Source organism: Luteimonas dalianensis (assembly GCF_049339425.1).
GTDB classification, from domain to species: Bacteria; Pseudomonadota; Gammaproteobacteria; order Xanthomonadales; family Xanthomonadaceae; genus Luteimonas; species Luteimonas dalianensis.
Map to the genome: position 1 here is coordinate 341,089 of NZ_JBMPPO010000002.1, position 20,191 is coordinate 361,279.

A 20,191-nucleotide genomic window follows, 5' to 3' on the forward strand; every position below is an offset into this window, starting at 1 on the left:
CGGGCGGCTACAGGTCGCGCACGACCCAGCTGCCGGGCGGCTGGGCGTCGCCGGCGTCCAGCGCGGCCTGGGCCACTTCGGCCGGCGTCCTGCCGGCCTTCCACGCCGCGGCCACCGCGGCCAGGCGCTCGCGGGTGGCGCGGGTGTAGGCGCCTTCCAGCTCGTTCTGGGCGTCGGCGGCGAGCTTCTGCGGGTACAGGGTGCGGGCCTCTTCGCTGTGGTTGAGCAGGTCGACCAGGTGCTCCAGGCTGGTGCGGAAGGTGTCCGCCCCCAGGCGGGTGCGCTGGGTGCGCTGCAGGTGCCAGACGGTGAGGTATTCGACCGGGCCGAGCAGGCGCCGCGGGGTGGCGCCGAAGAAGTGCCCGGACAGGGCCCCGGCCGGGATCGGGCCGGCGTTGTCGGGCAGGCCGGTCGCGCCCCACGAGCTGAGCGCGCCGCCGGGCAGATCCATGCGCCGCAGGGCCACGCCCAAGGTGTCGGCCAGCAGCCGCTTGGCGCGCCCGTCGTCGCTTTCGGCCACCACTCCCAGCAGGCGCAGGAACATGGGGTAGTACTCCTCGCCCAGGCGCCGCGACAGCCGCTTGAGCACCGTCAGCCGGTATTCCGGGTCGCTGTGCGCGGCCAGCGCGGACACCAGGCGGTCGGCGGCGGCTCGCAGGGAAGCGGGATCGGGGGCGGCGGCGTTCATGGACGGGGCGGGTCACGCGGGGCGGGCAGGTGCTGCCCAGCGTATCGCGAAGGCCGGCCGGCCGCGCGTTCAGGCTGCGGCGTCGAGCCCGGCGAAGATCGCGTCCACGGCGCCGTCGGCGGCGCTCGACAGCTCCATCGCGCCGAGCATGTTCTCGAACGCCTGGTCGCCGGGCAGCATGCGGCTGCCGTCGGCGGCGCCTTCCCAGGCGTCGGCCTGGAGCACCAGTTCCCCGGCATCGACCTGCGGCGCGGCGGGAGCGTGCAGGCCGGCGTCGCGCAGCGCATCGGCCTGGAGCGGCTGTGCGCCCTGCTGCTGGCGTCCCTGCAGCTGGTCGAACGCAACCTGCCCGTCCAGCCCGCCAAGGCCGGTGAGGTTGAGGTGCGGATCGGAACCGATGCTGCTCATGAATGCGGGACTCTCTGCTGTTCGCAACTTTGGGACGGATCCAATGTAAGACCGCGTCACGGGACTGTCACCTCGGGGCGACCCTAGGTTCCGGGCAGGAGTTTCCGCCTGTTCAGGTGCGAATGGCGGAGTGGGCGCCGTGCCACGGTGTGCAGCCGGATCCCATGCTAGCCTCGAGCCCCCGACCGGGCAATGCAGGCCAGCGGATGTCCGACCAGGAACAGGGCGGCGACAAGACCGAAAAACCGACCCCGAAGAAGCTGCGCGACGCGCGCCGGGAAGGCAACGTCGCCAAGAGCAAGGATCTGACCAGCACCGTGCTGGTGATGGGCTGGGTGGCCGGTGCCTGGATGATGATGGGGATGATGGGCGCGCGCCTGGGCGAGCTGTTCGACCGTTCGCTGGGCGCGGTGTCGCAGCCGTTCTTCCAGGTCCTGCCGCAGCTGGGCTGGCTGGCGCTGCAGACGCTGCTGTGGCTGGTGCTGCCGCTGATGCTGCTGGCGCTGCTGCTGGGGGTGCTGGTGGAGTTCCTGCAGATCGGCCCGATCGCGACCTTCAAGAAGATGACCCCCAAGCTGGACAAGATGAACCCGGTCGAGGGCATCAAGAAGATGTTCTCGATGGACAACCTGATCGAGCTGATCAAGTCGGTGGTCAAGTGCGCGGCGATGATCGGCATCGGCTACATCGTGCTCAAGGGCATGCTCGAGCGGCTGATGATGCTGCCCCACGGCAACCCGTCGGCGATGGCGGGGGCGGTCTGGCACGGCATCAAGTGGATCATGGTCTGGACGGTGGTGGTGTTCTTCTTCGTCGCCGCCCTGGACGTGTGGTACCAGAAGTTCTCCTACACCAAGAAGCTGCGCATGAGCCGGCGCGACATCAAGCGCGAGGTCAAGGAGAACGAGGGCGACCCGTATGTGAAGCAGCGGCGCAAGCAGTTGCACCAGGAGTGGGCACAGCAGAACATGCTCTCCTCCGTGCGCAAGTCGAACGTGGTCGTGACCAACCCCACCCACATCGCCGTGGCCCTGCAGTACGAGCAGGGCGAGACCGAGCTGCCGGTGGTGGTGGCCAAGGGCGAGGGCGCCATGGCCGAGCTGATCAAGAAGACCGCCGAGGAGGCCGGGGTGCCGATCCTGCAGAACGTGCCGCTGGCGCGCGGACTCAACGAGAAGGTCGAGCTGGACGACTACATCAGCACGGAATTCTTCGACGCCGTGGCCGAGGTGCTGTTCTGGGCCGAGGGCGTGCGCCGCGGGGTCGACGGGCCTGCGACGCCCGCCGGCGAGCCGGATCCCGACCCGGCCGGGCAGTAGCGCTCAGACCCCGAACGTGCGCTGCAGCACGTCGATCAGCCCCTCGCTGTCGAGCAGCCGGCCGATCAGGATCTCGATGTACACGCCCAGCAGCAGCAGCAGGATGGCGGTGGCCAGCCAGGCCTTGATCGGCAGGGTCAGCGCGAACACGTTGAGCTGCGGCGCGAAGCGGTTCATCAGCCCGAAGGACAGGTCGATGATCAGCAGGATCACCATCACCGGCGCCGCCAGCACCAGCAGGGTCGCCATGAACCAGCCGAGCTGGCCGATGAACAGGTTCATCCCGGCCTGCGGCAGGTCGGGGAAGAACGAGGTCGGCGGCCAGATGGCGTAGCTGTTCATCAGCAGGCCCAGGAAGATCATGAACGCGCCGCTGGCCATGAACAGCCACATCGCGAACTCGGACAGGAACTGCCCGTGCAGGGTCACCTGGTGGCCCTGGATGGGATCGAACGCCTGCGCCATGCCCATGCCGACCTGGTTGTCGATCACCGTGCCGGCGGCCGAGAACGCCCAGAACACCAGCCCGAACAGGTAGCCGATCGCGATCCCGATGAACAGCTCCTTGAGCACCATCATCGGCCACTGCAGGGTGTCCATCGCGGCGCTGGGCGCGGCGGCGATGGCGACCGGCAGGGCCACGATCGCCAGGCTGACCAGGAAGCTGTTGCGCACCATCGCCGGCATGTTCGACTGGGTGATCAGCGGCAGCATCACGAACGCGCCGATGATCCGGGGCAGGGTCAGCCCCAGCGCCAGCATGATGTCGCCGATCGATTCGAACGCCTCCACCGTCAGCCCCGGACCATCCCCGGGAAGGTGGTGAAGATGTGGTTGGTGTAGGTGTACAGGGTGCCGCCGATCAGCGATGCGGTCACGAACAGCATCACCACGATGGTCACGAACTTGAGCGCGTAGGCGAACGTCTGCTCCTGCAGCTGGGTGGCGGCCTGCAGGAACGCCACCAGCAGCCCGACCAGGGCGGCCCCGGCGATCGGCGGCCCCGACAGGGCGAGCACCAGCCACAGCGCCTGGCGGGTCAGTTCAAGCACTTCACCCATGGCGGTTCACTCCGGTGGTGGCGGGGGCGGCGTTCATACGATCGCGTAGGTCAGCACCAGGCCGTGCACCAGCTTGGCCCAGCCGTCCACCAGCACGAACAGCAGCAGCTTGAACGGCAGCGACACGATCGTGGGCGACATCATCATCATGCCCAGCGCCAGCAGGATGTTGGCCACCACCAGGTCGATGATCAAAAACGGCAGGAAGATCAGGAAGCCGATCTGGAAGGCCGCGGTCAGCTCGCTCACCGTGAACGCCGGGATCACCACGATGAAGTCGTCCAGCGACAGCGAGCCGTGGCGCTCGGGCGGCATCAGCCGCTGGGCGCTGCGCAGGAAGAACTGGCGTTCGGCACCGCTGGAGTGGGTGATCAGGAACGTGCGCAGCGGCTCCTTGCCGGCGTCGGCCAGCGCCAGCAGGTAGGCCGCATCCATGCCGCCTTCGGGTGCGGGCAGGGGGCCGGTCGCGGGGCCGGGGCCGATCACCCGCGGGCCGGTGTCCGTGGCCCCGGCCTCCGGCTCCGTCGCGGGTTCCGCCTGCGCTGCCAGCGGCCCGACCCCGCCGGTGATGCCGGCGAACAGCTCGCCGCGTTCGGGTTCGGCCGCTGGCGGCGCGGTGCGCGCCCGGGCCTCGGCCTGCAGCGCATCCGCCGCGGCCGGGCTGGCCGGGGCCGGGTCGCCAGGCTCCCCGGCCGTTGACTGCGTGTCGGCCAGCAGCGCGGCTTCGGCCTGTTGCCGCTGCCGCGCCGCCTGGCTGGCGGCGCGCCTGTCGATGTGGGCCTGCACCGAGGCCGGCGGCGGCCGGCCGTCCATGCGCGCGCTTATCGCGGCATGGGTGTCCAGGATCACCGGATACATCACGTAGATCGACAGCACGATCGCCAGGCCGTTGATGACCACGTTGGGCGGCACCTGCTGCAGCCCGAGCGCGTTGCGCAGCAGGCTGAGCACCACCACCATCTTGGTGAACGAGGTCACCATCACCGCCACGAACGGCGCCAGCGCCAGGCACACCACGATGACGATGACCAGCGCCGGGGAATAGTTGCTCAGATCCATGCGCGGGGCCTATTTCCAGGACAGCAGGCGCACGCCCAGGGTGTCGCCGACCGAAACCAGCTCTCCCTGCCCGACCGCCTCGCCGTTGGCGCGGATGGTGACGTTGGCGCCTTCCAGCTGCGCCGGCACCGGGAACACATAGCCGGCCTGCAGCTCGGCCAGCTTGCCCACCGGCATCTGCAGGCGCCCGATCTCGAAGCAGACGTCGACCGGCAGCTTGCGGGTGCCCGCCTCCGGGTCGGCCGGCGCGGACGCGGGCTCCTGTGCCTCGCCCTCGCCCTCGCCCGCGGGGGGCTGGTTCTCGCTCATCGGATTGCTCTCCTGGGTGGTTGAAACGGGTTGCGCCGGCCCTTCCACGCGCCAGCCGCCGGCGGACGGCACCACCGGCCACGCCTGGCCACAGGCGCGGGCCTGGAACGCCGGCCGGCGGCCGCTGCGGCCGACCACGAACACCGCGCCGGGCGACAGCCCATCCAGGTCGCCGGGCGTGAGTGGCGGAATGCCGAACTGCAGCGAGACCGTGGCCGGCAGCCGGGCCCAGCGCCCGAGCGGCTGCGGGGCATCGTCCTCGAACGGCGGCTCGGCGCGCACCAGCAGGCGCTCGATCCACGCCACCGGCAGGCGCAGCGAGCCATGCAGGGCCGGTGCGCGGCGTGCCGCGTCCGGGTCGTGGTCGGGGTGTTCGTCCTCGATCAGGAAGTCCAGCCAGAGGGTGTCGCCCTCCGCCTGCGCATCCGCGGCATCGGCGTCGATCAGCGGCGTCAGCGCCACCCCCAGCGCTTCGCTCAGGCGCATCAGGTGGCTTTCGTGGGCCAGGCTCCAGGCCAGGATCCGCGAGCGGCCGCTGAAGTCGCTCCAGTGCAGGCCGTCGCCGAGCGCAACGGCCGTGGCCTGCAGGCGCAGGCCGATGCGGCCGCCTTCGGCCTCCAGTTCGAAGGCCTCTCCCGCGGCGGCGGGCCGGCCGGGCATGAGCTGGAGCAGGCCGTTGTCGCCCAGCAGCCATCCGTGCGGGCTGGCGAACAGCGCGCGCAGCGCCTGGGCGCGGGCCGCGGGCATCGCCGGGATGCGTCCGCGCAGCGGGGTCGCCCTGGCCGCCGCCCCTGCAGCGGCCGGCTTGCGGCGCCGGCGCGGCCTGGCCGGGGCGGACTGTGCGTTCGCTTCCTCAACCATGTCCCAGCGCCACCTTCATCAGTTCGGGCAGCGAGCGTACCCCGAGTTTGTTCATCATGTTCGAGCGGTGCAGTTCCACGGTCTTGATGCTGATCCCCAGGATGTCGGCAATGATCTTGTTCGGCTTGCTGGCCACCACCAGGTCCAGGACCTGGCGTTCGCGCGGGCTCAGGCGCTCCAGCGCGGCGCTGTTGATGGCGCCGTCGCCGCGGTTGCGGGCGTTGGCCAGCGCTGCCCGGATCGCCTCGATCAGGGTGTCGTCGGCAAAGGGCTTTTCCAGGAAGTTGGTGGCGCCCTTGCGCATCGCCTCCACCGCCAGCGGCACGTCGCCGTGCGCGGTCACGAACACCAGCGGCAGGGTGCTGCCGCGTCGCGACAGTTCGTCCTGCAGCTGCAGCCCGCTCATGCGCGGCATGCGGATGTCGGAGACCAGGCAGGCCTCGCCGGCGGCGCGCCCCGCGTCCCAGGCTTCCAGGAACTCCGGCCCCGAGGCGAAGGCCTGGACCTGGTAGCCGGCCGTTTCCAGCAGCCAGGCGGTGGAATCGCGGAACCCGTCGTTGTCGTCCACCAGGTACACCAGCACCTGCTCCATCTCATGCCCTCCCTTCGGCGGGCGGCAGGGTGAAACCGAACACGCTGCCGCCGCCCTGGCGCGGCTCGAAGAACAGCCGGCCCTCGTGGTATTCGATGATCGAACGGCAGATCGCCAGGCCGATGCCCAGCCCGTCCGACTTGGTCGTGTAGAACGGCGAGAACAGCTGCTCGCCCTCGGCGGGGGTCAGGCCCGGCCCGCGGTCGCAGACCCGCACCTCGATCTCGCCGTCCAGGTTCACCCGGCCCTCGATGTCCAGCTCGCGCCCGGTGGCGTCCACCTCGCGCATGGCCTCGATCGCGTTCTTGACCAGGTTCAGCAGCACCTGCTCCACCATCACCCTGTCGGCGTACACCGGCGGCAGGGTGTCGGCCAGGGAGACCTTGATGGTCAGCTGCTGGCGCTCGGCCTCCAGCCGCAGCAGCTCCAGCACGGTGCTGGCGATGGCGGCCAGGTCGTGGGCGTCGCGGCGCGGCTCGCGGGCGCGCACGAATTCGCGCACCCGCGCGATCACCGCCGCCGCATGCTCGGCCTGGGTGCGCGCGGCGACCAGCGCGCGCTCCACCTGGGCCGGCCCGCCGGCCTGGCCGACCAGGCGCAGGCTGCCGTTGAGGTAGTTGACGATCGTCGCCAGCGGCTGGTTGAGCTCGTGGGCCAGGGTCGCGGCCATTTCCCCGACCGACATCAGCCGCGAGGTGAACAGCAGCTTTTCCTGGCGGCTCCGGTGCGAGTCGAGCACCTCGATGCTCTCGCTGATGTCCACCGCCGTGAGCAGGCTCAGCGCCTGCGCGTCCTGCTCCAGCTGCCGCCAGTACAGCGAATACCAGCGACCGTTGTGCGGGGCGCGCACCTCGCGCCCGGCGTCGATGTCGAGGCCGCTGGTGCGCAGCGAATCAAGCAGTCCGGCGCGGCTGTCGTGGCCGGTGAGGGCGCCGAACTCCTGCCGGTACAGGCCGTTGGCGGCCACCAGCGCGCCGTCACCGGCCGCGAACGCGGCGCACGCGAAAGGCACCGCCTGCAGCATCGTTTCCAGCGCGATGGGATACCCTGCAGCCGCGCGCAGCCCGCGCCCCCCCGTCCCCGTCACGCCATCGCCCCCGCCATGCCTGATCGAACCGCAGTCTCCCGCCTTGCCGCCGCGTGTGCGCTCGTCCTGATCCTGGCCGGAGGCAGCGCGCTCGCCGCCACGCCCGGGGCCGCCGCGCCGGCGCCTTCGTACGTTCGCGAGCTGCTTTCGATCCTGCTGCCCCTGGGGTTCATGATCCTTGCCCTGCTCCTGGTGTTGCGCCTGCTGCGCCGCCGCTACGGGATGACGGGCAGCGGCGCCCACCTGTCCGTCCTGCAGATTCTTCCGGTGGGGCCCCGCGAGCGCGTCGTCCTGCTGAAAACCCGTGCCGGGCGCATCCTGGCCATCGGGGTCAGCGCGCAATCGGTCAACCTGATCACGCGGCTGGAGCAGGACGATGTGGCCGCCGATCCGGACACCGGAACCGATCCGGCAGACGCCACCCGCGTCGCGAAGTCTCCCCTAGATGTGCTGCTGCGGCGTTAAGCCCGCGTGATACAGCCCTAAACTGGGGAATTTGTCACGTTACGGCACCCTTCCAGGGGTTTGTGACAGCAAACGCATGTCCTGAAACATAAATTTTACGCCGTGTGCACTTTACACGGCTATCGTTCCTTGGCACAAAGTGACGCATGAGGTCAGGGGTGATTCGGACAGCACGTCGTTCGCGGCGGATCACGGAGTCGTTCTCCGGAGCGCGGCTGCCCGTGGTTCGGGTCGCCGCCAGCCATTGTTTCCACCGCGCGGAGGCGGCCGCGACATGCGCGCGCTGATCGCCAACCTGTTCGCCGCGCCCGAGGGATCGGCGCCGCGCAAGCGCCTGGGCTACAGCGACGTCTTCCTCGCATTCGGCGCGGTGCTGATCATCACCGTGATGATCCTGCCGCTGCCGCTGGTGCTGATCGACTCGCTGGTCGCGGTCAACGTCTCCATCGGCTTCGGCCTGCTGCTGCTGGGCATCTACATTCCCAGCCCGGTCGCGTTCTCCAGCTTCCCCAGCGTGCTGCTGCTGACCACGCTGTTCCGGCTGGCGATCTCGGTCGCCATCACCCGCTCGATCCTGCTCAACGCCGAGGGCGGGCACATCGTGGAGACCTTCGGCGCGCTGGTGGCCGGCGGCAACCTCGTGGTCGGCCTGGTGGTGTTCCTGATCATCACCGTGGTGCAGTTCATCGTCATCGCCAAGGGCGCCGAGCGCGTGGCCGAGGTGGCGGCGCGCTTCACCCTGGACGCCATGCCCGGCAAGCAGCTGTCGATCGACTCGGATCTGCGCGCGGGCCTGATCGACAAGGACGAGGCGCGCCGCAAGCGCCGCCTGCTGGAAACCGAGAGCCAGCTCTACGGCAGCCTCGACGGCGCCATGAAGTTCGTGAAGGGCGACGCCATCTGCGGCATCGTCATCATCATCATCAACCTGCTCGGCGGCCTGACGATTGGCGTGCTGCAGAAGGGCATGGAGCTGGACGTGGCGGTGCGCACCTACAGCATCCTCACCATCGGCGACGGCCTGGTGTCGCAGATCCCGGCGATCCTGGCCACGATCGCGGCCGGCCTGGTGGTCACCCGCACCGCCAGCGACGTGGACGACAGGCACCTGGGCGAGGCGATCACCCGCCAGGTGTCCAACCAGCCGCGGGTGCTGCTGATCACCGCCATCCTCGCCTTCCTGATGATGCTGGTGCCGGGCTTCCCGAAGCTGGTGTTCGCGGCGCTGAGCCTGCTGCTGTTCGCGGCCGCCGGCTGGCAGTACCGCTACCAGTTCGAGACCCTGCGCAAGCTGTTCCGGGTCAGCGACGAGGAGCTGGCGACCAGCCAGGTCACCGTGCAGAGCGACGACATGGCGCCGCCCGCGCCGCTGCAGCTGGAGGTGGCGCCGTCGCTGGCGGTGGCCTTCGGCCAGGAACCGCTGCGCACACGCATCGCCGACGTCGCCCGCCGCCTGCGCGAGGAGTACGGCGTGCCGGTGCCTTCCCCGGAGCTGCGCGTGAGCGCCGGCCTGGAGGAAGGCGAGTACCGGCTGACGGCCTTCGGCGCGCGGGTCGCGTCCGGACGCCTGCAGGCAGACGCCCGGCTGAGGCCGGCGCGTCCGGGTACCGCCGACGCCCGCCTGCCCGGGTTCTTCCCGCCGGTGTCGGGCGAATGGACGGGCGAGCAGGGCGAGGACGCGCGGCCGGCGCTGGAGGTGCTGGTCGACCACTGCCGCGGCGCGCTGCAGCGCCGCCTGGGCGGCTTCCTGGGCATCCAGGAAACCTCCAACCTGTTCGGCCGCATGCAGCGCGACTACCCGGATCTGGTCAAGGAGATGCTGCGCGTGGTCGCGCCGCAGCGGGTGGCCGACGTGCTGCGCCGGCTGGCCGAGGAGGGCGTGCCGATCCGCAACCTGCGCGACGCCTTCGAGGCCATCACCGACGTGGGCGGGCGCGAGAAGGACGTGGTGCTGCTGACCGAATACGTGCGCGTGGCGCTCAAGCGCGAGATCGCCGACCGCTATTCAGACAGCGACCGCAACTTGCACGTACTGTTGATCCATCCAGAGCTGGAAGACAAGCTGCGTCAATCCGTCAGGGTTGCCGGCGGCGCCAGCCAACTGGCCATCTCGCCCGAACTGGCCGCGCGCCTGGGCAACGAGGTGCGTGGACACCTTGGCCGCATGGGCCAGGGCGTGCGCCCGGTGCTGCTGTGCTCACTCGACGTGAGGCGCCACCTGCGCAAGCTGATGGAAGTCGATTTCTTCGAACTGCCGGTGCTCTCGTATCAGGAGCTTGCTCCCGACCTGCGCATCGTCCAGTCCGGGCAGGTCAATGCCTGAGGCCATGGAGTCGCGAATGAATGACGCAATGTCCAACGTGGACGAACCGGAACAGCGCAGGCTGCTGCGCATCGTGTCCGGGTTGCACGCGGGCGCCAGCCGCGAGCTGGCCGAGCGCGAGATGATCCTGGTCGGCAGCGGCGACGACTGCGACATCGTCCTGGCCGATGCCGGGGTGGCCACCCGCCACGCCCTGATCAGCGTGGTCGACGGCCAGTTCCAGCTGCGCGCGCTGGATGCGCCGCTGCAGCTGGAAGGTCGGCTGCTGCACCCGGGTGACCCGGTGGAAATGGATCGCCTGCAGCGGGTCGGCCTGGGCGAGGCGGCGCTGGCGTTCGGCCTCCAGGACGACCCGGCCTGGCTGGCGCTGGCACCCGACGGCGACCAGCCCGCCGCGTCGCGCGCGCGCCGGCTCATCGAGCCGCTCACCCGCAGGCTGCCGCTGTTCGCCGCGGTCGCGGTGCTGGGCCTGGCCTCGCTGGCGATCATCGTCGCCGTGGTGCCGGAGGCCGAGTCGCGGATCGACCCGGAGGCCCGGCTGCTCGAGATCGCCCGCCAGTACGGCGTCTCCGAGCGCAAGATCGAGCGCGACGTCAGCAACCAGCCGGTGCTGGTGGGCATGGTCAACGACGCCGCGACCCGCAGGCAGATCCAGCAGCAGATCGAGGAGGAAGCGCTTCCGGTCTCGCTGGCCCTGTCGATCGGCGAGGACATGGCGATCAACGTCGGCGAACTGCTGCGCTCGGGTGGATTCCCGGCCAAGACCCGCTACCTGGGCCGCGGCGAGGTTGAAGCGACCGGGTATTTTGAAGACATGCAGGCCTTCGAGGCCTACGTGCGCACGCCCGCGGTGCTGGACACCGGGGTGCGGCTGATCCGGCCGATCAACCTGGCCGAAGAGGTGGAGGAAGCCGAGGCGCCGGAGCTGGAGGCGGTGCGGATCGTCGCCCACCATCGCGGCGACGACCCGCATCTGGTGGACGAGGACGGCAAGCAGTACCGCGCCGGCGAGTTCATCCCCGGCGAGGGCACGCTCAGCGCCCTGGGCAGGGTCGCCATGGTTGCGACCGAAGACGGCACGATCAAGACGGTCGAGGTCCGCCCGGTCACCGCCGAGGAAAAGAAGCGCCGTGAAACCGCAACGGCCGCGCAGGAGAACGAAGACACCCCGGCCCCGGCACGCTCGCGTGCCTGGGCCGCCGAACAGGCGCGCGCCGCAGGCAACCGCCAGTAAAGCGAGTACGTACGAGGCCCGGAATCCCGGCCGCCAGAGCAGCATCCATCCAGGAAAGGAGAGCACCATGAGCATCGACCAGTCCGCACTCAACAACTTCATCGGCCACGCCACGTTCGCCAACGGCCCGGGCGCCAACAACGGCCGCGGCAGCGTGTCCTCGTCCACCGGCAACAGCTGGTACGAAGCCATGTCGCGCGCCTGGGGCTCGGCCCTTGACGGCCAGGCGGCGCAGATCACCGAGATGTCGGCGGCCATCCGCACCGGCGGCGACCAGCCTTCCAACATGGTCCAGCTGACCGCGGCGAGCCTGAAGATGCAGTTCATGTCCAACAACGCCGCCACCTCGCAGAACGCCACCGGCCAGGCCCTGGAAACCCTGGGCAAGCGCCAGTAACCGCAAGCGCCCACGTTCACGGGAGAACGAAAATGATGGAAGCCATCCAGGTAGCCGGACTCGACGCAGCCACCGGCGCCGCCGGCGGTGCCGGGGCCGGCGCAGCGGCGCAGCCGCAGGCATCGGCGATCGAAGTGCGCGATTTCGGCCAGGCGCAGCTGCGCGCGGCCGGGGTCACCCAGCCGCCGCAGGCCAGCGGTGCCGAGGCGGTCTCCGGTGCCGCCGAGGCGGGGCCGTCGGAGGGAGCGAAGATGCTGGCTTCGGCATTCGACAACCTCAACGCCAACGCCACCAACATGCAGCGGCTGGCGAGCGAGATCAGCAGCACCAACGGCGAGCTCATGCCCAGCCAGATGTTCGAGATGACCATGCAGGCACACAAGTTCCTGTTCCAGTCGCAGCTGACTTCCAACGTCGCCAACCGGACTTCCGATGGCGTGCAGCAGCTGTTCCGCCAGCAGTCGTGACCCGGGCACAGGGGACGAGACCATGACCGTGAGCAGGAAACACGCCGTCGGGCCGGGCAGGATCGCGCTGGTAGTGGCGGCCTGCCTGCTGCTGGCCGCCTGCGGCCGCGTAGAGCTGTGGGCCAACCTGGACGAGCAACAGGCCAACGACGTTCTGGCGGTGCTGCTTGCCAACGGCGTGGACGCCGACAAGCGCAACTCCATCGCCAGCGATACCGGCTACCAGATCCGGGTCGGCAAGTCCGACATGCCGCGCGCGATGGCCATGCTCAGGGCGCGCGGGCTGCCGCGTCCCAAGCTGCACACGCTGTGTGACGTGTTCGAGCGCAAGGGCTTCGTGTCCTCGGCCACGGAGGAGCGTTCGCGCCAGCAGTGCGCGTGGGAAGAAAGCCTGGCCCACACGCTGTCGATGTATCCGGGGGTGGCCGAGGCGCGCGTGCACCTGGCCCTGGCCGAGCGCGATCCCATCGGCGGCACCTCGGGCGAGGCATCGGCCGCGGTGCTGATCTTCGAACAGGCCGGCGCCAACGTGCGCAACCAGGAGCATCACTTCAAGGTGATGGTGAAGGACGCCGTGAGCGGGCTGGAGAGCCCCAACCAGGTGTCGGTCAAGTTCGCGACCCTCCCCGCTCCCGGTGAAATGATCCCCGAACAGCGCAGCCCGGCACCCGTCATGTCGGCCATGAGCCCGGTCACGCTCGTCATCGCGGCGGGGGTGATCGCCGTGCTGGCCTTGCTGGTGGCATTCGGCAACCGGCTGCGGGTCCGGCTGCAGGGCAAGCAGGCGCCGGACGAACGGATCTGGAAGGGCTGAGGACCGGCGATGCCGCTGCAGGCCCTGCTCACCCAGGTCGACCCGGGCTGGTACGCGCGCAGCGGCGAGCCGCTGGATCCGCGCCTGCTGGACGCCGCCCGCCGCTCACGGCTGGGGCTGCGGCTGCTTGGGCGCAGCCTGCTGCGCGATGGCGGCGCCGAGACGCTGCTGGCACCGCGTCCGGGCGCGGCCACGCCCACCGCGATCCTGCGCTGGCCGCGCGCCAAGCTGGCGCGGCTGGTGAGGGACCTGGGCGTGCTGGCCTATGCCCCGCTGATCCGCGCCGAAGTCCGGCGCGAACCGGTGCGCAGGCTCAAGCAGGCGCTGGCGGGAAGCTATCTGCTGGCGCTTGATCCGACCATCTGGAACGCACGGGTCGAGCGCGACGTGCAACACAGGCTGGCGCAGGAGTGGGAACCGCTGTGGAGCGGCCGGGACGGCCCGCCGGTCGATGCCCGTCTTTACGCGGTGCTCGAGCGCCAGGGCCGCAACGAACTGCGCCACTGGGCCGCACGGCGGGATCCGCCGCTGGGCGAATGGGTCGCGCTGCTGCACCCGCCCGAAGTCGCCGGCCCGTCGCACCTGCCGGAAAAGCCGGTGTTGCTGCTGGCCACCCATCATGAAACCAGCCGGGAGGCGGCATGAGCACGCAGGCGGGATCGCCCCCACGCCGCCAGTCCACGCGGGTCGCCGCCGATGCGGTGGTGGTGACCGACAGGCGCGCCTTCGCGCGCGCGGTTACCGCGCCGGTGGTGCAGGCAAGCGCCTGGGCCCGGCTGGAAGAACTGGACGACCTGCTGGAGCAGGTCAACGCCCTGCATGAGCAGGCCGGACAGGAAGTCGCCCGCGCCCGCGAAGAAGGCCAGGCGGCCGGTTTCGCCGAAGGCCTGGCGCGCGCGCAGCAGCAGATGACCGAGAACCTGGCCGCGCTCAACGAGCGCCGCGCCCGGGTGCTGGCCGATGCCGCCAGCCGGGTCTCGGACCTGGCCTGCGCGATCGTCGCCCGCATCGCCCCCGGCTTCGACGCCGCCAGCGTGGTGCCGCCGCTGGTGATGCAGGCGGTGGAAGCGGCCCAGGCCGAGCAGTTCCTGCTGATCCGGGTGCACCCCAAGGCCCGCGCCACGGTGGAGCAGGGCCTGGGCGCGGTGCGCCAGGCGCATCCGGCGGTGGGCGTCATCGAACTGGTGGATGACGAGAGCCTGGATCCGCTCAGCTGCGTGGTGGTGTCCGAGGCCGGCGAAGTGCGTGCCGGCGTGGCCCAGCAGATCGAGGCCATCCGCACCGCGCTGGCCGGGGCCAGGGGCGGGGAGCTGTCATGAGCGCGCCTGCCAACGACCCGCTGCTCAGCGCGCTGTCGTCGGTCACCAGCGTGCAGCGCGTGGGCAAGGTCGCCGATGCCTACGGCACCATGATCCGCGCCACCGGGCTGAAGGCCTCCATCGGCGAGCTGTGCCACCTGCGCAACCCGCCGGGCACCGGCGATCCGGGCTTCAGCCTGGCGGCAGAAGTGGTCGGCGTGTCCCGGCAGCACACCCTGCTGACCCCGCTGGGCGCGCTGGACGGCATTTCCGCCACCACCGAGGTCTACGCGACCGGCCGCCAGGCCGCGGTGCGCGCCGGAGACGGCCTGCTGGGCCGGGTGCTCGACGCCCACGGCGAGCCGATCGACGACAAGGGCCCGCTGGGGCATACGGTGGAGGCGCCGATCTACGCCGCCTCGCCCAACCCGCTCACCCGCAGCCTGATCGAACGCCCCTTCGCCACCGGCGTGCGCGCGATCGACGCGGTGATGACCGCCGGCGAAGGCCAGCGGCTGGGCATCTTCGCCGTGGCCGGCGGCGGCAAGAGCACCCTGCTGGGCATGCTTGCGCGCGGCGGCGACGCCGACGTCAACGTGATCGTGCTGGTCGGCGAGCGCGGCCGCGAGGTCAACGAATTCATCTACGACAACCTTGGCGACGAGGGCCTGGCCCGCTCGGTGGTGGTGGTGGCCACCTCGGATCGGCCGGCGCTGGAGCGCAGCCGCGCGGCCTGGGTGGGCACCGCGATCGCCGAGCACTTCCGCGACCGCGGCAGGCGCGTGCTGCTGCTGGTCGATTCGGTCACCCGCTTCGCCCGCGCGCTGCGCGACGTCGGCCTGGCGATCGGCGAGCCGCCGGCGCGGCGCGGCTTCCCGCCGTCGGTGTTCAGCGCGCTGCCGCGGCTGTTCGAGCGCGCCGGCAACAACGAGCACGGTTCGATCACCGCCTTCTACACCGTGCTGGCCGAGGACGAGGATGGCGGCGACCCGATCGTGGAAGAGGTGCGCTCGATCCTGGACGGCCACATCGTGCTCTCGCGCAAGCTCGCCGCCGCCTACCACTACCCGGCCATCGACGTGCTCACCAGCCTCAGCCGCACCATGCCGCGGGTGGTGGACGAGGCCCATCTGCGCGCGGCCGGCCAGCTGCGCAAGTACCTGGCCAAGTACGACGACATCGAGATGCTGCTGCAGCTGGGCGAGTACAAGCGCGGCAGCGATCCCGAGGCCGACGTGGCGATCGAGAAGATCGGGCCGATCCGCAAGCTGCTGCAGCAGGGCTCGACCGAGCTGGCCGATTTCAACAAGTCCTCCGAATCCCTGCGCAGGCTGTTCCGATGAAGCGCTATCCCCTGCAGACGCTGGTCAAGCTGCGCGCCCACCGCACCGAGCTGGCGCGTACGCATATGCTGGAGAAGCAGGCGGCCGCGCGTGCCTGCCGCGAGCAGTGCGCGCGGATCGAGGCGGGCATCCAGGCGCTGGGCGAGGAGCGTGCCGCGCAGCGCCGGCGCCTGCTCGACCCGCCGCCCGCCGGCCAGCCGTGGCCGGTGGCGATGGAGCAGCGCGAGGCGCATGTCGAACTGCTGGGCGAGCGCATCGTCATCGAGCAGGCGAACCTGCAGAAGGCGAACGAGCAGCTGCGCGCCGCCGAGCTGGAACTCGACCAGGCCCGCCAGGCCTGGGTGCGCGCACAGGCCCGCGAGGACGCCCTGTCAAAGCGCCGGGACGCGTGGCGCGGCGAGCAGGTGGCGCTGGAAGGACGCAGGGAAGAGGAAGCCGCCGCGGACCTGGTCCAGGCCAGGGCCGCGCGGATGATGCACGAACCAGGATGAGGTGAGCCATGAGCATTGATCGCAGCCAGCTGTCGGACTCGGTGCAGGAAACCCGCAAGGCCGACGCCTCCCGCACCGGGCGCGAGCCGCCCGCGCGCGAGGACATCGAGCAGTTCCGCAACGTGATGCAGGCGCGGCAGGAGGCGCGCGACGAGTTCGCCGCCGCGCGTGGCAAGGGTGCCGGCGAGCTGGGGGGGCAGCAGCGCGAGGAAACCCAGGCCGCGGCGCGCCAGGCAGTCACCGCCGAGGCGGTCGATGCCGGCCGGCAGCCCGCCGACGACCCCGGCACCGGCATGCAGATGAAGACCGACCCGGCCGAGCTGCTGGCGATGATGCAGGCGCAGTCGGCGCTGCGCGACGGCGCCCACATGGCCCAGGCCGCGCCTGCCGCTCCGGCGCCGGCCAACCCGGCCGCCTTCACCGAGCTGATCGAGCGCCACGTGCGCCAGCTGGCGGTTGGCGGCAACGGCGTGGACGAGCGCGACGGCCAGGTGCTGCTGCGCATGGCCGACGCCACCCTGCCCGGCACCGACCTGATGCTCAGCAAGACCGCAGATGGCTGGATGCTGCGCGCCGACGTGCGCTCGCGCGACAGCTACGACGCGATCCGCGAGGCGGCGCCGGAGCTGGCGAAGCGCTTTGCCGAGCGCAACCTGGGCACGCTCGAGATCGATTCGCAGTTCCACGGATGAATTCCTAGGGTACGCCCTAGTGTCGACCCGCCCGCCGATCCCCTAGAGTCGTTGGCAAGACACAACCGGGTGACAGCTTTCCCACCCCCGGTTGCCTGATCACTGGAGACCTTGTTCCGATGTCGTCCATTCGCCGCCCGGTAGCATCCCGCAAGCGCAACGCCCCCTCGGGCGGAGTCGCGCAGCTGGTGGCTGGCACCGTGCCGGGCGACGTCCCGACTGAAGAGGGCCAGGCCCCTTCGGCCTCTGCCGTGCAGGACACGCGCGAAGACCTGCTCAAGGACATCCACGGGCAGCTGAAGGATCAGAAATCGCTCGACAGCGGTGAAATCGACCAGGTGATGGAGCACTTCCGTGCCGCGATCGCAGATGCATCGCTGGAGCCGAGTGCCACGACGCCGGTTGACATGCTCAGCTGGATCCAGGTTCTGGAAGACACCATCCTGGCTGACCAGGACGCGTCGGAGGAGGACGAGCGCAACGCGCTGCTCCGTCAGATCGGGGATCTGAAGAATTCGTTCCAGAACCATGACCTTCAGGTTGCGCTGGAGTACGTCCAGCGCCTGCAGGAACATGGTGAAGAAGCCGCCGTGGCTTGGCTTGCAAGCCGGCAGGCGGAGAAGGAAACGGCAAAGGTTTCCGCCCAGGTCAATGAGCAGGGAATGGCGGAAATCGCGCCTCATTCGATCACAAGGTCGAAGTCCCGGCGTCTGCGAGGCCCGCCCAGAGGCTGAAGACCGGTTTTACGCTGCAGATTTTCCAGTCTTCATACAGATGCTGTTTCATACAACCTCAAGGAATCCAAATCATGTCTTTTGAATTTTCCCACGTTGCGAACGTCGAGCGCGCCATGAACCACGCCATTGAGAGCACCAATGGCGGCAAGACCTCGTGGCTCGCGGCCATCGCCATCGCCCTGGGCAAGATCCAGGGTCAGACCGCGGCGAACATGATGAACATCACGGACAAGCTGGACGCCAACGCGCGCGCCACCGCGAAGCTGGGTGACAGCCCGTCCGACAACAACAAGCGGCAGGCCCTTGCGGCCGAGGCGAACGTGCTCAACGCCCGCCTGCAGGGCGAGGCCCAGATGTTCAAGATCCAGTCGGAGACCACGAGCACCGTGGTCAAGGCGATTGGTGAAGGCAACTCCTCGGTGGCCCGCAAGCAGTAAGCGCTGCGGACAACGCCGGAGCGGATTGCCTCCGCTCCACGAAGGAGCCCCGGACTTGTCCGGGGCTCTTTCGTTTGGGCGAATCATCGTGCAGGCGCACGGGCAGGCCGGCCGGTTGGAAACCGCTACGGCTGCTGAAGAAGGCAGCGGCCTTGGGTCGTGCTGGTTCATCGGCCGCCGCGACCGGGCCGGTTTGAAATGCGGGGTCATTGCCCGCTGCCCGTCTGCTGGCATCGAAACCGGTACAGAAGAGCCGTGGTGGCCCGCGAAGGCCCGGCCTGGAAAGGATTGCCCGTTCGCGCAGCGGCGTAGCGGGGCCGGTTTATCCGGCCCGCTTATTTACGGCGGCGTGTCATCAGCCAGGCCGCGAATCCTGTGCAAATGCCCAGGCCGATCACGCCGGCAAAGGTGCGGGGTGCTGTTTGCCAGGGCGCCGGCGCCATGCCGGATGTGCTGAAGGTCGGAACCACAGCCGCCACCAGCAGCACGACGCACAGCCATGCGGTGATGGTCAGGGCCCAGTACAGCCAGCGGAATGTGGCGTCGGCCTGCTCCCTGATCCGGGTTTCCTCATCACGGGCCTGACCCAGCGCAGCCAGGATGGTGGCGCCGAGGGTACGCATGCGGCCGCGTTGGGCGCGCTCCACGGTGTGGCCCTGCGGCAGCGGCCCATCGCTGCGCACGTGGCTCCGGTCAGCGCCGGTGCCGGTGAGCATGGTGTTGCCGCGGGCCTCCGCGCCCTGGGTCGCCGGGACGACCTGCTGGGCTGCCGGGTTCATCGATGCGTTGGTGGCCTGCGGATTGCCCGGGGCCGACAGTGCCGGCGCCGCCGCGGTGGCCGGGGCCGGCGCGGTGGTTTGCGGGGCGGCCGGGTTGGCCGGCATCGCTGCGGGGGATTGCGGGGTGGCCGCGGTGACCGGCATTGCTGCGGGGGATTGCAGCGCCGCGCGGTCGGCGATCGCCATGCCTTCGGCCCTGACCGCGACCGGCGGCTGCGGCAAGGATGTGGCTGACGAAAGCGGGGTGTTCGTGGCTGCGGCCGCCGACGGCGACAGCGGCGCGCCAGGGGTTGCCGCCATCGGCTGGGCCGTCCCGGCCGGGCCTGCGGCCAGCGCCAGCGATGCCGTTGCGGCCGGGCCGGCCGCCACTGCCGCTCCGCCCGGGTATACGGGCAGTCCGGCTGCGGGTTGCCCGAATGCTGCCGGACGGCCCGACGGCGGCGCATTGGGGATGCTTGCCTGGATCGGCTGGCCGATGGAATGGAGAGTGCCCGCCTGGGTTGGCTGGCCAGCGGAATGGGGAGAGCCTGCAACAGGGGCCCGGCCGGCCTGCTGCGCCTGCGCTTCACCGGAGGCCTGGGCCTGTGCCTGCGCCGGAAGCTGGGATGCGGGGGAGGAGCTGCGGCCAAGCAACGCCTGGGCAACGGTCGCGGCAACCGCGACGGTGTGTCCAGCCGTCGAGGCCACGGTCGACACCACGTGGCCGAGCGGGCCATGGGGCGCGGCTGCCAGGCCGGTACCGGTTGTGGCACTGGCCGGATGCTGGGCTCCGTGTCCCGGATGCTGCGCCCCGTGTGCCGGGTGATGGCCCCCGTGCACCGGATGATGGCCGTTTCCGGAGAAGGGCCTCCCGGCGTGGGGGCCGCCGGCATGCGCGGGCCGCCCTTCGGTGGGCGCGCCTGGCGGAAAGGCCGGGCCTGGCGGATGCGCGGCCACCGGCGGCGCAGGGATGGCAAAGTTCGCCAGTGGCGGGTTCGGAGCGGACTGCGCGGCCTGTCCGGAGGCATTGAATGGAACGGCGCTGGCGGCGACGAGCTGGCCGGGCGGCACGAATCCCGGCGGGCCGGTTCCGTTCCCTGACAGCAGGGCTGCGGCCGACCTGGGGATATCCGGGCCGCCACCGCGCTGGATGTGCAGGAAGAGCGGCGAGGTCAGGGACGCGCGCAGATCCAGCAATGGGCTGCCGTTTCCGCGCCCGAAGCTGGGAAACGGTGGGCTTGGATGACCGATTCCTGGTAACGAGGGGGGCACGCGGGGCTCCAATGGGACCGGTGGCGCTCCCCGTTTGCGCCGAGTTCCCACGCTACACCGTCTGTCACAGTGAGGAAGC

General features: G+C 70.3%; 23 protein-coding genes. 14 read left to right on the forward strand and 9 right to left on the reverse strand.

What is annotated here, in order from left to right; translation table 11 throughout:
- Positions 1-7 precede the first annotated feature (7 nt).
- Positions 8-688, reverse strand: a complete 681-nt coding sequence (locus ACOZ90_RS03765; RefSeq protein ID WP_422892294.1) for a hypothetical protein — start codon at positions 686-688, stop codon at positions 8-10.
- A 69-nt stretch (positions 689-757) separates the two neighbouring features.
- Positions 758-1,096 carry a hypothetical protein gene (locus tag ACOZ90_RS03770; protein WP_422892295.1) on the reverse strand — a complete coding sequence of 113 codons (339 nt, stop codon included), beginning with the start codon at positions 1,094-1,096 and terminating at the stop codon, positions 758-760.
- A 206-nt stretch (positions 1,097-1,302) separates the two neighbouring features.
- On the opposite strand from ACOZ90_RS03770, the gene sctU reads away from it, so the two are divergent.
- Entirely contained in the window at positions 1,303-2,415 is a 1,113-nt protein-coding gene (gene sctU, locus ACOZ90_RS03775; RefSeq protein WP_422892296.1) for a type III secretion system export apparatus subunit SctU, read from the forward strand.
- A 3-nt stretch (positions 2,416-2,418) separates the two neighbouring features.
- On the opposite strand, the gene sctT is transcribed toward sctU, so the two are convergent.
- From sctT to ACOZ90_RS03805, 6 genes are read right to left on the reverse strand one after another with little or no spacing between them, the layout of a single operon-like run.
- Positions 2,419-3,207, reverse strand: coding sequence for a type III secretion system export apparatus subunit SctT (sctT, locus tag ACOZ90_RS03780; protein ID WP_422892297.1), 789 nt, complete (start codon positions 3,205-3,207; stop codon positions 2,419-2,421).
- Positions 3,208-3,209: 2 nt separating this feature from the next.
- A complete protein-coding gene (sctS, locus tag ACOZ90_RS03785) occupies positions 3,210-3,476 on the reverse strand; it encodes a type III secretion system export apparatus subunit SctS (protein WP_422892298.1) in 267 nt (88 codons plus the stop codon).
- Positions 3,477-3,509: 33 nt separating this feature from the next.
- Positions 3,510-4,535, reverse strand: a complete 1,026-nt coding sequence (locus tag ACOZ90_RS03790; protein ID WP_422892299.1) for a hypothetical protein — start codon at positions 4,533-4,535, stop codon at positions 3,510-3,512.
- Between the two features lie 9 nt (positions 4,536-4,544).
- Positions 4,545-5,705: a type III secretion system cytoplasmic ring protein SctQ gene (sctQ, locus tag ACOZ90_RS03795; RefSeq protein WP_422892300.1), complete on the reverse strand. Its 1,161-nt coding sequence runs from the start codon at positions 5,703-5,705 to the stop codon at positions 4,545-4,547.
- Positions 5,698-6,297, reverse strand: a complete 600-nt coding sequence (locus ACOZ90_RS03800; protein ID WP_422892301.1) for a response regulator transcription factor — start codon at positions 6,295-6,297, stop codon at positions 5,698-5,700. The genes sctQ and ACOZ90_RS03800 overlap by 8 nt, the downstream gene beginning before the upstream one ends.
- A gap of 1 nt (position 6,298) precedes the next feature.
- Positions 6,299-7,384, reverse strand: a complete 1,086-nt coding sequence (locus tag ACOZ90_RS03805) for a sensor histidine kinase (RefSeq protein ID WP_422892302.1) — start codon at positions 7,382-7,384, stop codon at positions 6,299-6,301.
- A gap of 15 nt (positions 7,385-7,399) precedes the next feature.
- Here ACOZ90_RS03805 and ACOZ90_RS03810 point away from each other — a divergent pair, with 15 nt between their 5' ends.
- The 13 genes from ACOZ90_RS03810 (at position 7,400) to ACOZ90_RS03870 (ending at position 18,082) form a co-directional block, all read left to right on the forward strand.
- Positions 7,400-7,849: a flagellar biosynthetic protein FliO gene (locus tag ACOZ90_RS03810; RefSeq protein WP_422892303.1), complete on the forward strand. Its 450-nt coding sequence runs from the start codon at positions 7,400-7,402 to the stop codon at positions 7,847-7,849.
- Between the two features lie 274 nt (positions 7,850-8,123).
- Positions 8,124-10,172, forward strand: a complete 2,049-nt coding sequence (gene sctV, locus ACOZ90_RS03815; RefSeq protein WP_422892304.1) for a type III secretion system export apparatus subunit SctV — start codon at positions 8,124-8,126, stop codon at positions 10,170-10,172.
- A 16-nt stretch (positions 10,173-10,188) separates the two neighbouring features.
- Positions 10,189-11,406: an FHA domain-containing protein gene (locus ACOZ90_RS03820; RefSeq protein WP_422892305.1), complete on the forward strand. Its 1,218-nt coding sequence runs from the start codon at positions 10,189-10,191 to the stop codon at positions 11,404-11,406.
- Between the two features lie 67 nt (positions 11,407-11,473).
- Positions 11,474-11,803, forward strand: coding sequence for a hypothetical protein (locus ACOZ90_RS03825; protein WP_422892306.1), 330 nt, complete (start codon positions 11,474-11,476; stop codon positions 11,801-11,803).
- A gap of 32 nt (positions 11,804-11,835) precedes the next feature.
- On the forward strand, positions 11,836-12,270 hold the full coding sequence (locus ACOZ90_RS03830) for a hypothetical protein (RefSeq protein WP_422892307.1): 435 nt from the start codon (positions 11,836-11,838) through the stop codon (positions 12,268-12,270).
- A 22-nt stretch (positions 12,271-12,292) separates the two neighbouring features.
- Entirely contained in the window at positions 12,293-13,084 is a 792-nt protein-coding gene (locus ACOZ90_RS03835) for a hypothetical protein (RefSeq protein ID WP_422892308.1), read from the forward strand.
- Positions 13,085-13,093: 9 nt separating this feature from the next.
- The gene (locus ACOZ90_RS03840; protein ID WP_422892309.1) at positions 13,094-13,729 is read left to right on the forward strand and encodes a hypothetical protein; all 636 of its coding nucleotides are present in this window, start codon (positions 13,094-13,096) and stop codon (positions 13,727-13,729) included.
- Positions 13,726-14,403, forward strand: a complete 678-nt coding sequence (locus tag ACOZ90_RS03845; RefSeq protein WP_422892310.1) for a FliH/SctL family protein — start codon at positions 13,726-13,728, stop codon at positions 14,401-14,403. Before ACOZ90_RS03840 ends, ACOZ90_RS03845 begins: the two co-directional genes overlap by 4 nt.
- Positions 14,400-15,725 (forward strand): FliI/YscN family ATPase, encoded by a 1,326-nt coding sequence (locus ACOZ90_RS03850; RefSeq protein ID WP_422892311.1) that lies wholly within the window; start codon positions 14,400-14,402, stop codon positions 15,723-15,725. Before ACOZ90_RS03845 ends, ACOZ90_RS03850 begins: the two co-directional genes overlap by 4 nt.
- Positions 15,722-16,216 carry a hypothetical protein gene (locus ACOZ90_RS03855; protein ID WP_422892312.1) on the forward strand — a complete coding sequence of 165 codons (495 nt, stop codon included), beginning with the start codon at positions 15,722-15,724 and terminating at the stop codon, positions 16,214-16,216. Before ACOZ90_RS03850 ends, ACOZ90_RS03855 begins: the two co-directional genes overlap by 4 nt.
- 8 nt (positions 16,217-16,224) lie before the next feature.
- The gene (locus ACOZ90_RS03860; RefSeq protein WP_422892313.1) at positions 16,225-16,908 is read left to right on the forward strand and encodes a hypothetical protein; all 684 of its coding nucleotides are present in this window, start codon (positions 16,225-16,227) and stop codon (positions 16,906-16,908) included.
- A 119-nt stretch (positions 16,909-17,027) separates the two neighbouring features.
- The gene (locus ACOZ90_RS03865) at positions 17,028-17,642 is read left to right on the forward strand and encodes a hypothetical protein (protein ID WP_422892314.1); all 615 of its coding nucleotides are present in this window, start codon (positions 17,028-17,030) and stop codon (positions 17,640-17,642) included.
- A 74-nt stretch (positions 17,643-17,716) separates the two neighbouring features.
- Positions 17,717-18,082: a hypothetical protein gene (locus tag ACOZ90_RS03870; RefSeq protein ID WP_422892315.1), complete on the forward strand. Its 366-nt coding sequence runs from the start codon at positions 17,717-17,719 to the stop codon at positions 18,080-18,082.
- Between the two features lie 335 nt (positions 18,083-18,417).
- On the opposite strand, the gene ACOZ90_RS03875 is transcribed toward ACOZ90_RS03870, so the two are convergent.
- Entirely contained in the window at positions 18,418-20,037 is a 1,620-nt protein-coding gene (locus ACOZ90_RS03875; RefSeq protein ID WP_422892316.1) for a hypothetical protein, read from the reverse strand.
- Between the last annotated feature and the right edge of the window lie 154 nt (positions 20,038-20,191).

Excerpts from the sequence above, each read along its gene's own strand:
- ACOZ90_RS03765 (WP_422892294.1), bottom strand. The coding sequence starts at position 688 with ATGAACGCCGCCGCCCCCGATCCCGCTTCCCTGCGAGCCGCCGCCGAC.
- ACOZ90_RS03770 (WP_422892295.1), bottom strand. The coding sequence starts at position 1,096 with ATGAGCAGCATCGGTTCCGATCCGCACCTCAACCTCACCGGCCTTGGC.
- sctU (WP_422892296.1), top strand. The coding sequence starts at position 1,303 with ATGTCCGACCAGGAACAGGGCGGCGACAAGACCGAAAAACCGACCCCG.
- sctS (WP_422892298.1), bottom strand. The coding sequence starts at position 3,476 with ATGGGTGAAGTGCTTGAACTGACCCGCCAGGCGCTGTGGCTGGTGCTC.
- ACOZ90_RS03790 (WP_422892299.1), bottom strand. The coding sequence starts at position 4,535 with ATGGATCTGAGCAACTATTCCCCGGCGCTGGTCATCGTCATCGTGGTG.
- sctQ (WP_422892300.1), bottom strand. The coding sequence starts at position 5,705 with ATGGTTGAGGAAGCGAACGCACAGTCCGCCCCGGCCAGGCCGCGCCGG.
- ACOZ90_RS03800 (WP_422892301.1), bottom strand. The coding sequence starts at position 6,297 with ATGGAGCAGGTGCTGGTGTACCTGGTGGACGACAACGACGGGTTCCGC.
- ACOZ90_RS03810 (WP_422892303.1), top strand. The coding sequence starts at position 7,400 with ATGCCTGATCGAACCGCAGTCTCCCGCCTTGCCGCCGCGTGTGCGCTC.
- sctV (WP_422892304.1), top strand. The coding sequence starts at position 8,124 with ATGCGCGCGCTGATCGCCAACCTGTTCGCCGCGCCCGAGGGATCGGCG.
- ACOZ90_RS03820 (WP_422892305.1), top strand. The coding sequence starts at position 10,189 with ATGAATGACGCAATGTCCAACGTGGACGAACCGGAACAGCGCAGGCTG.
- ACOZ90_RS03825 (WP_422892306.1), top strand. The coding sequence starts at position 11,474 with ATGAGCATCGACCAGTCCGCACTCAACAACTTCATCGGCCACGCCACG.
- ACOZ90_RS03830 (WP_422892307.1), top strand. The coding sequence starts at position 11,836 with ATGATGGAAGCCATCCAGGTAGCCGGACTCGACGCAGCCACCGGCGCC.
- ACOZ90_RS03835 (WP_422892308.1), top strand. The coding sequence starts at position 12,293 with ATGACCGTGAGCAGGAAACACGCCGTCGGGCCGGGCAGGATCGCGCTG.
- ACOZ90_RS03840 (WP_422892309.1), top strand. The coding sequence starts at position 13,094 with ATGCCGCTGCAGGCCCTGCTCACCCAGGTCGACCCGGGCTGGTACGCG.
- ACOZ90_RS03845 (WP_422892310.1), top strand. The coding sequence starts at position 13,726 with ATGAGCACGCAGGCGGGATCGCCCCCACGCCGCCAGTCCACGCGGGTC.
- ACOZ90_RS03850 (WP_422892311.1), top strand. The coding sequence starts at position 14,400 with ATGAGCGCGCCTGCCAACGACCCGCTGCTCAGCGCGCTGTCGTCGGTC.
- ACOZ90_RS03855 (WP_422892312.1), top strand. The coding sequence starts at position 15,722 with ATGAAGCGCTATCCCCTGCAGACGCTGGTCAAGCTGCGCGCCCACCGC.
- ACOZ90_RS03860 (WP_422892313.1), top strand. The coding sequence starts at position 16,225 with ATGAGCATTGATCGCAGCCAGCTGTCGGACTCGGTGCAGGAAACCCGC.
- ACOZ90_RS03865 (WP_422892314.1), top strand. The coding sequence starts at position 17,028 with ATGTCGTCCATTCGCCGCCCGGTAGCATCCCGCAAGCGCAACGCCCCC.
- ACOZ90_RS03870 (WP_422892315.1), top strand. The coding sequence starts at position 17,717 with ATGTCTTTTGAATTTTCCCACGTTGCGAACGTCGAGCGCGCCATGAAC.